Source organism: Parachryseolinea silvisoli, assembly GCF_021190955.1.
GTDB lineage: Bacteria > Bacteroidota > Bacteroidia > Cytophagales > Cyclobacteriaceae > Ohtaekwangia > Ohtaekwangia silvisoli.
In genome coordinates this window covers 1,283,040-1,295,628 of sequence record NZ_JAIOAO010000003.1, presented here as the reverse complement: position 1 = coordinate 1,295,628, position 12,589 = coordinate 1,283,040, and the positions used below count along the sequence as shown (strand labels likewise).

11 protein-coding genes are annotated in these 12,589 nt (G+C 48.9%); 8 read left to right on the top strand and 3 right to left on the bottom strand.

The features are described from left to right. Nucleotides 1-262 precede the first annotated feature (262 nt). The 6 genes from K7P01_RS22295 to bshB1 all read left to right on the top strand — a co-directional run bounded on the left by K7P01_RS22295 (nt 263) and on the right by bshB1 (nt 6,939). Nucleotides 263-664, top strand: coding sequence for an START-like domain-containing protein (locus K7P01_RS22295; protein WP_254087819.1), 402 nt, complete (start codon nt 263-265; stop codon nt 662-664). 45 nt (nt 665-709) lie between these two features. Beyond that, nucleotides 710-2,560 carry an LptF/LptG family permease gene (locus K7P01_RS22290; protein WP_267296794.1) on the top strand — a complete coding sequence of 617 codons (1,851 nt, stop codon included), beginning with the start codon at nt 710-712 and terminating at the stop codon, nt 2,558-2,560. Nucleotides 2,561-2,651: 91 nt separating this feature from the next. Next, complete coding sequence (gene rpsO, locus K7P01_RS22285) at nt 2,652-2,927, top strand: 30S ribosomal protein S15 (protein WP_267296793.1); 276 nt, start codon at nt 2,652-2,654, stop codon at nt 2,925-2,927. 120 nt (nt 2,928-3,047) lie between these two features. Beyond that, nucleotides 3,048-5,195: a polyribonucleotide nucleotidyltransferase gene (pnp, locus tag K7P01_RS22280; RefSeq protein ID WP_267296792.1), complete on the top strand. Its 2,148-nt coding sequence runs from the start codon at nt 3,048-3,050 to the stop codon at nt 5,193-5,195. Nucleotides 5,196-5,281: 86 nt separating this feature from the next. Then, a complete protein-coding gene (locus K7P01_RS22275) occupies nt 5,282-6,145 on the top strand; it encodes a sigma-70 family RNA polymerase sigma factor (RefSeq protein WP_073130761.1) in 864 nt (287 codons plus the stop codon). 74 nt (nt 6,146-6,219) lie between these two features. Beyond that, nucleotides 6,220-6,939 carry a bacillithiol biosynthesis deacetylase BshB1 gene (gene bshB1, locus K7P01_RS22270; protein WP_267296791.1) on the top strand — a complete coding sequence of 240 codons (720 nt, stop codon included), beginning with the start codon at nt 6,220-6,222 and terminating at the stop codon, nt 6,937-6,939. A 19-nt stretch (nt 6,940-6,958) separates the two neighbouring features. Here the strand turns inward: bshB1 and pdxH are convergent, their stop codons facing one another. Next, nucleotides 6,959-7,600, bottom strand: coding sequence for a pyridoxamine 5'-phosphate oxidase (gene pdxH, locus K7P01_RS22265; RefSeq protein ID WP_267296790.1), 642 nt, complete (start codon nt 7,598-7,600; stop codon nt 6,959-6,961). A 198-nt stretch (nt 7,601-7,798) separates the two neighbouring features. Here pdxH and K7P01_RS22260 point away from each other — a divergent pair, with 198 nt between their 5' ends. Together K7P01_RS22260 and K7P01_RS22255 are read left to right on the top strand one after the other, a co-directional pair. After that, on the top strand, nt 7,799-8,374 hold the full coding sequence (locus tag K7P01_RS22260) for a YqgE/AlgH family protein (RefSeq protein WP_267296789.1): 576 nt from the start codon (nt 7,799-7,801) through the stop codon (nt 8,372-8,374). Nucleotides 8,375-8,426: 52 nt separating this feature from the next. Continuing rightward, nucleotides 8,427-10,274, top strand: coding sequence for a DUF349 domain-containing protein (locus K7P01_RS22255; RefSeq protein ID WP_267296788.1), 1,848 nt, complete (start codon nt 8,427-8,429; stop codon nt 10,272-10,274). A 15-nt stretch (nt 10,275-10,289) separates the two neighbouring features. On the opposite strand, the gene K7P01_RS22250 is transcribed toward K7P01_RS22255, so the two are convergent. After that, nucleotides 10,290-11,069, bottom strand: a complete 780-nt coding sequence (locus tag K7P01_RS22250; protein WP_267296787.1) for a TIGR03915 family putative DNA repair protein — start codon at nt 11,067-11,069, stop codon at nt 10,290-10,292. Further along, a complete protein-coding gene (locus tag K7P01_RS22245; RefSeq protein WP_267296786.1) occupies nt 11,066-12,313 on the bottom strand; it encodes a putative DNA modification/repair radical SAM protein in 1,248 nt (415 codons plus the stop codon). The genes K7P01_RS22250 and K7P01_RS22245 overlap by 4 nt, the downstream gene beginning before the upstream one ends. Between the last annotated feature and the right edge of the window lie 276 nt (nt 12,314-12,589).

Genomic DNA, 12,589 nt, shown 5'->3' with positions numbered 1-12,589 from the left:
GGTAACTCCATCTAAATTTGATCCGAACCTAAATCAATGCGAATATGGAGGTATTTTTAACAATCGTGTCTACGGCCCTCCTTCAAATTGGTATCTGTGTATTCTGCTTCATTAAGAAAGACGGCCTGAAAGCCTGATGCCATTCTCCACTTCTCTCGCCTAAGACTGCAGTAGCTGCCCGCCCGGCGTGATCATAATTTTGTCTTCATCTCAAAATGCTCTATATTCAGCCATGATGATGTACTCATGGCACTGGTAAAGTATGGTCAATAAGAAATTATTTTCTGGCGACTACGAGATTCATGCGTCCATTAAGATGCTGTATCCTTATATCCAAACGGCGGGTGGCCTCGCCGAGTGGTTTGCCGATGACGTACGTATCAACAACAACGACAAGACCTTCATGTTCTGCTGGGACCACGAAGAGCGCAAGGCCCGGCAGGTAGCGTTTCGAATCAATCATTTTGCGCGCTTCGAATTCCTTCCCGAAGACGGCGAAGATCAAAACGACCCCTCGTATTTCGAGCTGCGGCTCGAGTTCAATGAGTTAACACAGTCCGTATTTTTAAAGGTGCTGGACTATTCAGACTTTGACGATGTTGAAGAGCTACACGACCTTTGGAATGGTCTGATGGAAAAACTACACAAAACCGTCGGTGGATAGTGCTTTTTTTACCGCATTGGCTTTATTTTTGAGCATGTTCTACCGATGAAGAAAATCGATAAGCTCGTTTTAGGGGCGTTCCTGGGCCCATTTGTCCTGACCTTTCTTGTAGTGGTCTTCATTTTGCTGACGCAGCACATGCTGAAGTATTTTGACGACATCATTGGAAAGGGGCTGGGCGCCGATGTTATCGGGCAGCTGCTGTTTTACTTCGCCATCTTCATGACACCTGTGGCATTGCCCTTGGCGGTGCTGCTGTCCTCGCTCATTGCATTCGGAAACCTGGGGGAACATTTTGAGCTCACTGCTATAAAGGCGGCAGGCGTATCCCTTATTAGAGCGATGGCGCCGATCTGTGTTTTTGTGGTGTTACTGACGGGGGTGGCGTTTTATGTGAACAATAACCTCGTTCCCAAAGCTGCGCTGGAAGCGTATAGTCTATTATACGACATCAAACAAAAGAAGCCTGCGCTTGACCTGCGCGAGGGGGCGTTTTACAATGGCATCAGTGACATCAGTATCAAGGTAAATAAGAAATTCCCGGATGGCGTGACATTGCGCGACGTTGTGCTGTACGACCACCGGAAGAATGACGGTAACAAAGAAGTGACCGTAGCCGACTCCGGCCGGATGTATACCATCTTGAACGAACGTTACCTTAAGTTTGAGCTGTACAATGGCTACCAGTACACGGAAGGAGCCAGCAGTGAGCGGGAGATGACCGGGCAAAAGAAACGGAACCCCGAGTCGCTTAGCCGTAGCCAATTCTCCAAGGCACAGGTGGTGTTTGACTTGTCGTCATTTAACCTGGAACGGACCGACAAAAAGTTCTTCCAGGGCAACCGGATCATGCGGAACCTGAATGAGCTGGATAAGGATATTGATTCCACCCGCCGCGAGATCCTGACCCAACGGTTAAACTACTACCAGTATCGGCCGAGCTACTTTACCTATCTGTTTCGAAAAGATTCGCTGATCATGCCGCGTGAAGTCTATCATCATAAACAATATCGCGACTCGATAGCACGCTTACCCTACATCCCTAAAACTAACCCTGTGGTGGAAGCAAAACCGGCTGTGTCGTCTGTTAGCCCGCCGCCCGCTGAGGCCGACGGCACGAAGGCGATAACAAAAATTGACACCGGCAAGACGAAGGCTTCATCGTCGTTGACGGCAAAGGCAGACACGAATAAAAAACCTGATATAAAGCGTAAGCCGAATGGACTGGAGGCTAAACGAGCCGCCGATCGTCGTCTCCGGTTGAATACTGTAGCGCAGAAGTCTAAGACCAAAAAGAAATCCACGGCGAAGAAAAGACCTTCCATAGTCAAGCCCGTGCCGCCGCCGGTTGTGGTCAAGAAAAAGGTATTGACAGATTCCGCCCGTCGCGCCAAGCTGGACAGTATCTTCACTATGCCTGCTCCCCACAACGTATTGCAGGGCGCTGCCAACCAGGCGCGCCAGGTGAAAAGCCAGATTGAAAATGTAAATACGAGTGTAGACAATTCCGGCGTCGAGTTGCGCACCTTTGAGATCCAATGGCATAAGATCTTTTCCAGCTCGATGGCGTGCCTGGCAATGTTCTTAATAGGAGCACCGCTGGGATCTATTATTAAGAGGGGAGGACTGGGGGTGCCGTTCCTGGTATCGATTCTGTTCTTTATAATCTATTATATCACGACCATGCAAGGTGAAAAATTAGCCAAGCAAGCGAAGATAGGGGTTGTGACGGGTGTATGGATGGCAGACTTTCTACTGTTAATTGTGGGATTATTCTTTCTGCGGCAGGCGCGTATCGACGCCCGCTTATTTGAGGCTGATTTTTACCGAGTTGTGCTCGATAAGGTAAAGCAATGGTTCCAAAAACGCAAGGCCCCGGCTACGGCAGTTTCATAATGTCAGTGAAAGTTTTCGCTATTTTTTGGAAAATTCGGCCATTTTGGCTTACCTTTGCCCCCTGAAATAAAGAGATAAAACATTTTTTGAGATGTATTTAACTACAGCTATCAAACAAGACCTTTTCGCGAAACACGGGTTCGCCAAAAAGAAAGAAGATACCGGTTCAGCAGAGGCTCAAATAGCCCTGTTCACGCATCGGATCAACCATCTGACCGCACACCTGAAAGAAAACAAGAAGGACTTTGCTACACAACAAGGCCTGATGAAACTGGTAGGTAAGCGTAAGAAGCTTCTGAACTACCTGCAGAATACTAACATTGAGCGTTACCGCTCAATCATCGCTGAGCTCTCGCTGAGAAAGTAAGCAAACAACATTCCCCAGAGGGAACCCTGATAAAGGTTCCCTTTTTGCATTTTAAAAAATCCTGGATTTCCCGGCCCGAACCATTCATTCGGGCCGGGTTATCTTCAATCGTACCCTATTATGAAACCCACTGCGATAACAAAAACATGTAAGCTGCCCGATGGCCGCGAAATTACAATCGAGACCGGTAAACTTGCTCGTCAGGCCGATGGCTCTGTTGTACTGAAGATGGAAAATACGATGATTCTGGCCACGGTGGTATCGTCTCCCGAAGCAAAAGAAGGCACCGATTTCCTGCCGCTGTCTGTAGACTACCAGGAGAAATTTGCCTCAACCGGTAAGGTGCCGGGTGGCTTTCTGAAGCGCGAAAGCAAACTTTCGGATTACGAAGTTCTCATCAGCCGCCTGGTGGACCGCGCGATTCGTCCGCTGTTCCCCGACGACTATCATGCTGATACGCAAATCATGTTGTACCTCATCTCGGGTGATGAGAATGCACTGCCTGATGCCTTGGCGGCATTTGCTGCTTCTGCGGCACTGTCGGTATCGGATATACCTTTCCAGGGCCCGATCTCGGAAGTGCGTGTGGCACGTGTGGATGGCAAATTGATCGTCAACCCAACCATGGAGCAAAAGAAACGCGCCGACATCGACCTGATGGTAGGTGCTTCTATCGAGAACATCCTGATGGTGGAAGGTGAGATGAAAGAAGTGAGTGAAGCTGAAATGCTGGAAGCATTGAAAGTTGCTCACGAAGCGATTAAGGAACAATGCAAGCTTCAGATCGAATTGACCCAGGCTGTGGGCAAGACCGAGAAGCGTGTTTATAACCATGAGGAAAAAGACGAAGCACTGCAGCAGGAGATCCACGCCAAGTATTACGATACCCTGTATGCGACCGCGCGTCAGCTGATCACCAACAAGAAGGAGCGCTCAACAGCCCTTGACAAACCGCTGAAGGATTATCTCGAGGCATTGCCGGAAGATTCTACGGTTAATAAGGCACTGGTAAAACGCTATTACAAGCAAGTGCTGAAGAAAGCCGCACGTGACTTGTCGCTTAAAGAAAGCTTGCGTTTAGATGGTCGTAAGACAAAAGAAGTGAGATCGATATGGTCTGAGGTCGACTACTTGCCAAGAACCCACGGCTCGGCTATTTTCACCCGTGGTGAAACACAGTCGTTGACGACGGTGACGCTGGGTACGAAATTGGATGAGCAGATGATCGACGGTGCGATGATCGAAGGATCGAGCAAGTTTATTTTGCATTATAACTTCCCTGGTTTCTCTACGGGTGAGGTGAAGCCTAACCGCGGTCCTGGTCGTCGTGAAGTAGGTCACGGCAACCTGGCGTTCCGTGCGCTAAAGCAAGTGTTGCCCCCCGATGAAAAGAACCCATATACCATCCGTATTGTATCGGATATTCTCGAGTCGAACGGCTCGTCGTCTATGGCGACAGTATGTGCTGGCTCGCTGGCGTTGATGGATGCTGGTGTGCCTGTAAAAGGCCCTGTATCGGGTATCGCCATGGGCATGATCTCCGATAGCACTACGGGCAAATATGCGATCCTGTCTGACATCCTGGGCGATGAAGATCACCTGGGCGATATGGACTTTAAAGTAACCGGTACAGAGCAGGGCATTACTGCCTGCCAGATGGACTTGAAAGTAGACGGCCTTACCTATGACGTGCTGAGCGAGGCATTGCTGCAAGCTCGTGAAGGTCGTTTGCACATCCTGAATGAAATGAAGAAGACCCTGGCGGAACCTCGCCCGGATCTCAAGCCTCATACACCACGCGCCGAAACTGTGATCATCGAGAAAGAGATGATCGGAGCGATCATTGGCCCCGGTGGAAAAGTGGTACAAGACATCCAGAACACAACCGGCGCTACCGTTGTGATCGAGGAAGTCAACAATAAAGGGATCGTCAACGTCTTTGCTACTAACAAAGATGTTATGGACGCTGCGCTGCGCCGCATTAAAGCCATCGTGGCTGTGCCGGAAGTCGGAGAGGTTTACACCGGTAAAGTGAAGTCGATCATGCCGTTTGGTGCGTTCGTTGAATTTATGCCTGGTAAGGACGGCTTGCTCCACATTTCGGAGATCAAGTGGGACCGCCTCGAGACCATGGAAGGTGTGCTTGAAGTTGGAGAAGAAATTCAAGTAAAGCTGATCGAAGTAGACAAAAAGACGGGCAAATTCCGTCTCTCCAGAAAAGTTCTAATCCCTAGACCACCTAAAAAGGAAACAACAGCAGCCGAATAATCGTTAACCCTTCATTGACAGGAACTAAGTTAAAACAGTATATTGTTAAACAATCATATTGACGTAAACAGAGCACAAAAAGGGACATGAGACAGCTTAAGATCAGCAAACAAATCACCAACCGCGAGAGCCAGTCCCTGGACAAATATCTCCAGGAGATCGGTAAGGTTGACTTGCTTACTCCCGACGAAGAGGTGGAGCTGGCGAAGCGGATTAAAGAAGGCGATCAAATAGCGTTGGAGAAGTTGACGAAGGCAAATCTCCGTTTTGTGGTGTCAGTAGCGAAGCAATATCAGAATCAAGGCTTGTCATTGGGGGACCTGATTAACGAAGGAAACCTGGGTCTGATCAAAGCAGCACAGCGCTTTGATGAGACCCGTGGTTTTAAATTTATTTCATATGCTGTATGGTGGATCCGTCAGTCGATACTGCAGGCGCTGGCCGAACAGTCGCGTATTGTTCGCTTGCCGCTAAACCGTGTTGGCTCACTGAATAAGATCTCAAAGACATTCTCCGAGCTCGAGCAGAAGTACGAACGCGAACCTTCTCCGGAAGAGTTGGCAGAAGTTTTAGATGTTACAACAGCAGAGGTTGTCGATACCATGAAGATCTCTGGTCGGCATGTATCCATGGACGCCCCGTTTGTTCAGGGCGAAGAAAACAGTTTGCTGGACGTATTGGAGAATGACAGTGAAGAAACGCCGGACTCAGGCCTGATGAACGACTCGTTGCGCCGTGAGGTGCAACGCGCCCTGTCGACGCTGACACAGCGGGAGGCAGATGTGATCACGCTGTACTTCGGTTTGAACGGCGAGCACTCCATGACACTGGAGGAGATCGGCGAGAAATTCAATCTGACTCGCGAACGTGTTCGCCAGATCAAGGAAAAGGCTATCAGGAGATTACGGCATACATCGAGAAGTAAAGCTTTAAAGCCTTACCTCGGTTAGGAATACGCCATTTGATTTCAATTTGAAGGTCTCGGATAACCGAGACCTTTTATTTTTGTCTTGTTAAAACATCTATGAAGTTAGATATACTTGTTCTTGCGGCCCATCCCGACGATGCCGAATTAGGGTGCGGCGGTACTATTGCAAAGCACGTTGCACTGGGGCATAAAGTAGGTATTGTTGATTTTACCAAAGGAGAGCTCGGCACCCGCGGAACACCAGAGACCCGCGCCGAAGAAGCCGCGACCGCAGCAAACGTTCTTGGTGTTGCAGTACGTACAAACCTCGCGCTTCAGGATGGCTTCTTCCAAAATGATCCTGACCATCAACTGCGGGTCATTCAAGCCATACGTCGCTATCAACCCGAAATTGTTCTGGCCAATGCGATACTGGATCGGCATATCGACCATGGCAAGGGCGCTTCCTTAGGCGCTGACGCTTCGTTTTTGTCGGGATTGGCCAAGATTCGTACAAAAGATACGGAAGGCCGTGAGCAAGCGGCCTGGCGGCCCAAGGTGGTGTACCATTACATTCAGAGCCAGTTTATCGTGCCCGATTTTATTATGGATATCACGGGATATTGGGAAACCAAGCTGCAGGCCATTAAAGCGTTTAAGTCGCAATTCTACGATCCCAGTAGTCAGGAGCCGGAGACTTATATCTCCAATCCTGCCTTCTTACAGATGATTGAATCACGTGCATTGGAGTTCGGACATGCCATTGGAGCCCGCCATGGCGAAGGGTTTACAGTACGACGTTACCCTGGTGTCAACAATCTGTTTAATCTGATTTAATACCGTCAGATGCCTGGTACTATGGTGCGAGGCGATGGATTTTCCATTGCCCATCTATTCGCGTGTATACAATACGGTCGTGCAGACGGCTGGGCCGGCCCTGCCAGAATTCAATCATAGACGGAATCACGCCATAGCCGCCCCATTGGTGTGGCTTGGGAAGCACGGTCTCGCCATCAAATCGTTTTTCGAGCTTTTGCACACGTTCCTCCAAAATCGTGCGACTGTCAATGATGGAACTTTGCGGAGATGCCCATGCGCCAATCTGCGAACCGCGCGGGCGGCTTTGAAAGTAGGCTTCAGACGCCTGGGTATCCAATCGTTGGGTAATACCTTCGATTCGAACTTGACGCTCGAGCTCAGGCCAAAAGAACGTTAACGCGCACGCCGGATTCTTCTCCAGGAGAAGCCCCTTATGACTTTGATAATTAGTGAAGAATAAGAACTGCTTAGCCTCTACGCCTTTTAGCAGCACAATGCGCGCCGAGGGCTGCCCATGCTCGTTGACGGTGGCCAGGTTCATCGCATTGGGTTCGGGCACACCCGCCTGCAGCGCTTCCTGAAACCACTTCTCAAATTGTTCTATTGGGTCGGGGAGGACATTGGTCACGTCCAGAGAGGATTTTGAGTAATCCAGGCGCAAATCGGCGATTGACTTCATGCTTTTTTCGCCAAAGTTTATGAAAGAAACTACCAATCACAAAAGATGCGTCCAGAAGCAATCGTTTTAGTGATAAAAATCATCCCTATAAAAACCCGGTCGACAGGTACCTGAAATAAAATTTGCACAGGTGGGGGCGAAGTATTTTATTCATATATGGATTGCGGGGTAATTTCCCTATTACGGAGACTAAAGCCGATGGAGTTTTTTAAATATAAAAATCATTTTAAACCAGAGAAGGGAAGGCTGTTGATATCAGAGCCTTTCCTGGCTGATCCTAATTTCGAGCGAACGGTAGTCTTACTATGCGAGCACAACGAAGAGGGATCATTTGGTTTTGTAGTAAATAAACCTTCCATTCTGAAGTTAAGCGAAGTCATGGAAGACCTGCAGCAATGGAACGAGGTGGTATATGTAGGCGGCCCGGTACAACAAGATACGCTACATTTCATCCATCGTAATACAGCGATTGAGAATGCTGTCAATATCCGGGACGAAATCTATTGGGGTGGGGACTTTGAAAGTGTCGTGCGCCAGCTTAACCGTGAGGAGATTGCCTCCCGCGATGTACGCTTTTTCCTGGGATATAGCGGGTGGGGCCCGGGCCAGTTGGAGGATGAGTTGAAAGAAGACTCATGGATAGTTTGCGACTATGTAGACGATGAGCTGCTCTTCGATACCGATCCGTCCATGATTTGGAAAAAGGCATTGGATAACATGGGGGGACGTTTCTCCATATATGCCAAGTATCCTGTAGACCCGCGATTGAATTAGCCAATTTTAGTAACTTTACGTTAAACGCATTACTGTAACGCATAGAAGTACCATGGGAACAGACAAACACGACGAGCAAGTACACACATCGGATGCCGGACTGACTGACAGCCATGGTAATACGCTACACTCTGAGATCGACCTCGGAGATCATCATGAAGAGACGACCGACGATTCTCTGGAAGATGTACATGTTGACTATAGTCATCATACCAAGTCGCAACTGGCGGCCCTGATAAAGGATCTTGCGAAAGACGAAAACTTCAAGCACGTTGATGCCGTGCTTCGTGAGATCAAGCCGTTGTACGACGATATGCGTGAGAAGGAAAAGGCTGAAGCGTTGGTGCGTTTTATTGGTGCGGGCGGTGTAAACGAAGACTTTGACTACAAGGGCGATGAGTCCGATATGATCTTTGATGCAAATTTTAAACTCATCAGAGACCGGAAGACGCAATTCATTCGCCAACAAGAGGAACGCAAGGGCGACAACCTTAAGCGCAAGGAGGATCTGTTGGAGAGAATACGTGTACTGGCTGACCAGGACAGCTCCGACAACCAGTTCGAGCAATTTAAAGAGCTGCAGAAGGAGTGGAAAAGTATAGGTCCGGTGCCCGGGCCGCAAGCAAAGACATTGTGGGCAAACTACCATGCCCTGGTGGATCGGTTTTACGATAACCAAAGTATCTATTTTGAGCTGAAAGAGCTCGATCGCAGAAGAAACCTGGAGGCTAAAGCAGAGCTTTGCCAGCGTGCTGAAAAGCTTGCGGAAGTGCCGATCATCAAAGATGCTATCCGCGAGCTCAACGAGTTACACCACGAGTTCAAACATGTGGGGCCCGTGCCCAAAGACGACAAGGAAGCCATTTGGCAGCGCTTTAAAAAAGCGTCAGACGCTGTATATGCTAAACGGGATGCCTACCTGCAAAACTTGCAACAAGAGCTGAATGTCAACCTGGACGAGAAAGCCAAGTTGAGCGACGAGGTGCAGGAGTTTGCTAATTACCAGTCGGACAGGATCAAAGAGTGGAACCAGAAAACTAAAGAAATACTCGACATCCAGAAACGTTGGGAAATCGTGGGTGGTTTACCCCGTGCAAAAGCAAAAGAAGTAAACCGGAAGTTTTGGTCGGCGTTTAAAGCCTTCTTTAATAACAAGAATACCTTCTTCAAGAAACTGGATGAAGAGCGTGACCGCAACCTGCAGCTGAAGAACGAGTTGGTACAAAAAGCCCTGGCGTTGAAAGAAAGCAGCGACTGGGAACGTACCTCCAACGAGCTGAAAAGCTTACAGCAAAAGTGGAAGGAAGTCGGCCCGGTGCCCGAGAAATTTCGTGAGAAAGTGTTTGCCGAATTTAAAGAGGCCTGTGACTATTTCTTCGAGCAACGTCGTACGCAACACGGCAAGGTGGAAAACGAGCAGGTCGAAAACCTGCATGCCAAAGAACAGGTGTGTCAGCAATTAGAAGCACATACGGCCAACGGCACCGCGTCGGCAGATGCGTTGAAGGAGCTGCAAGATCAATTCAATGCGATAGGCTTTGTTCCCAAGAAAGATATTACGGCCATTCGGAATCGCTATCACGAAGCTGTTGATAAGTTTGTCGAAGCCATCCAGGGATTCAGTGAGGAGGATAAGAATAAGCTCTTGTTGGAGAACGAGTTAAGCGACCTTAGAAATGACCCGATGGCAGATCGCAAGATCTTCCAGAAGGAGCAGGCAATCCGCAAGAAGATCGGCAAGATCGAAAACGACATTTCACTCTGGAAAAATAACCTCGAATTCTTTTCGCGGTCTCAAAACGCGGACAGTGTTCGCAGCGAATTTAACGAGAAGATCAAAGAAGCGACGGATCACCTCAAACAACTGAAGGATCAGTTGAAGTTGTTGAGGACCGTATAACGCCACGAGTAGGCGCTATTGTTTCTCGGTTAGATAGCGCCAGTAGCGTGTGGGCACATGGCGCAGGTGTAGTTTCTTATTTTTACGCACAGCAATCGAAATGGTTTGGAAATATGTTCTCCAAAGCGTTTGGTATGCAGCCTCATGATCGTGTACAGTGATGGATGCGACGCCTTGATCATCGGTAGAGACCGTAGGTTCGCCGGATTCTTCGGTCACTTCCATTACTCTCCCTGCTTTCTCATCATATAAAATTCCGTAACTGCGCTTGTCATCGTAGATGAGCCAGGACTGATCGGCATACCGGTCTTTAAAATGCCCTGCGATAAGCGGGAGCACATTAAAGTCCGGTTCGACTGTTGCAACGTACAGACCATCAGTGGTCTGCTGAAACCGGACGAAGGCTTCCATGCGGTGCTTTTCGCGATGGACTTTCTTGCTCAATTGCATGACAGTCAACACAGCAGGGTGCGCGAAGTTTCGTTCTGCTCCCGATGGCGCGGATAGAACATAGCGCGTAAAAGCCAGGAGCGTATCTTCAACATCCCGTTCTTCCGAGAGAAAGCTTTTATAAAAGTGCTCTGAGGATTCTGTGTTGAGCTTTTTCTGAAGCCCTTGCCATACGCGCGCGGCTTTCTGAGCATCGCGGGTAATGGTCTGGACAGCAGCATACAAGTGAGGTTGATAGAGATCCTCTCGAACGATCGATACATCTGCCAGCTTGCGTTCGTAAACTTCGAAGATCACAGTCAGCAGACCTCCAAAACTTCCGTCATACACCAACAGGTCTTTCATGAGAACAAATCCATTTGAGATGTAAGTGTTGTCTGGTATTTACTCTGCTGCAGAATTTGCCGGCGAAGTACGGAGGCAACAACATCCCGCGGACGGTTGTCGGATGTACAGATGAAGTGCTTGGCCCGGCTGCAAGCGACACCCAACGTACGCAAGTCCGTTAGATCTAATTTCTTAAAGCGCCGTGCCTCGACGATCTTCAGAGCAGAGCTGATACCAACGCCCGGTACACGAAGTATCATTTCATAAGCGGCTTTATTGATGTCAACTGGAAATTGGTCGAGGTTCCGAAATGCCCAGCTCAGCTTGGGATCGATGTCGAGGTCGAGTTGAGGGTTCTGAGGATTGAGCACCTCGTGCAATGAGAATTTGTAAAATCGCAGCAGCCAGTCAGTCTGATACAAACGATTCTCCCGGATCATGGGAACAGGTGTGCCAGGTGCGGGCAGGCGATGGTCGGACAAAACGGGGACATAGCCAGAGTAGTAGACACGTCGTAATCCAAATTTCTTATAAAGTGAATCCGCGATGGTCATGACCTGGAGGTCGTTTTCCGGAGAGGCTCCTACTACCATTTGCGTGCTTTGTCCTGCCGGGGCAAAGGTAGGAGTATGGCGTATCACCTTGCGTTCATCCGCCAGCGCTGTAATGCGGTCGTGTAGAAACGACATAGGCTTAATGATCGACTCCTTGCTCTTCTCCGGTGCCAGGTGACGCAGGCTTTGTTCCGAAGGCAACTCGATGTTCACGCTCAAGCGATCGGCATACAACGCAGCCTCATGAATAAGCTCTTCGCTGCACCCGGGTATGGTCTTCAGGTGAATGTATCCATTGAATCGATGGAGCGTGCGGAGCGTCTTCGCTACGCGTACCAAACGCTCCATGGTGTAATCGGGGTTCTTGAAAATGCCCGAGCTGAGGAAGAGCCCCTCAATGTAGTTCCGACGGTAGAAGTTGATGGTGATTGCCACCACTTCGTTCACCGTAAAACCTGCGCGTTGAATGTCATTGCTCCGACGTGACACACAGTAGGCGCAGTCATACAGACAGTAATTGGTCAGCAGAATCTTCAATAACGACACGCACCGTCCGTCTTCCGTATAGCTATGACAAATACCCGTGCCCGTGGTATTCCCGATGCCTTTGTTGGCATTAGCCCGCTTGCTGCCACTGGATGAGCACGACACATCGTACTTAGCGGCGTCGGCTAAAATTTCGAGTTTCTCTTGAATTCTTTCCCACATCCCTACAAAATTTCCTTTAAACTAATTAAAATAGATATTATAAACTAATTAAATTAGCTGTTATAATTGCATTGTTCGTGAGGGTAAAGGATCACTTCAAGATCACATGTAAGTCACATGATGTATCGGATATGACAGGATGGAGCGAAAAATTTTGCGTTGTTTTAAAGCGATGAAGGTGGGAAAAAAAATTTCGTGGCGGGTCGGAAGAGTGGCGTCGGCAGGCCCCTCAAAGACCCCCTTCCTCCGAGTCTGCCACAGGGTTCCTCCATAGAT

Coding starts and splice junctions, on each gene's coding strand:
- K7P01_RS22295 (WP_254087819.1), top strand. CDS start 263: ATGGTCAATAAGAAATTATTTTCTGGCGACTACGAGATTCATGCGTCC.
- K7P01_RS22290 (WP_267296794.1), top strand. CDS start 710: ATGAAGAAAATCGATAAGCTCGTTTTAGGGGCGTTCCTGGGCCCATTT.
- rpsO (WP_267296793.1), top strand. CDS start 2,652: ATGTATTTAACTACAGCTATCAAACAAGACCTTTTCGCGAAACACGGG.
- pnp (WP_267296792.1), top strand. CDS start 3,048: ATGAAACCCACTGCGATAACAAAAACATGTAAGCTGCCCGATGGCCGC.
- K7P01_RS22275 (WP_073130761.1), top strand. CDS start 5,282: ATGAGACAGCTTAAGATCAGCAAACAAATCACCAACCGCGAGAGCCAG.
- bshB1 (WP_267296791.1), top strand. CDS start 6,220: ATGAAGTTAGATATACTTGTTCTTGCGGCCCATCCCGACGATGCCGAA.
- pdxH (WP_267296790.1), bottom strand. CDS start 7,600: ATGAAGTCAATCGCCGATTTGCGCCTGGATTACTCAAAATCCTCTCTG.
- K7P01_RS22260 (WP_267296789.1), top strand. CDS start 7,799: ATGGAGTTTTTTAAATATAAAAATCATTTTAAACCAGAGAAGGGAAGG.
- K7P01_RS22255 (WP_267296788.1), top strand. CDS start 8,427: ATGGGAACAGACAAACACGACGAGCAAGTACACACATCGGATGCCGGA.
- K7P01_RS22250 (WP_267296787.1), bottom strand. CDS start 11,069: ATGAAAGACCTGTTGGTGTATGACGGAAGTTTTGGAGGTCTGCTGACT.
- K7P01_RS22245 (WP_267296786.1), bottom strand. CDS start 12,313: ATGTGGGAAAGAATTCAAGAGAAACTCGAAATTTTAGCCGACGCCGCT.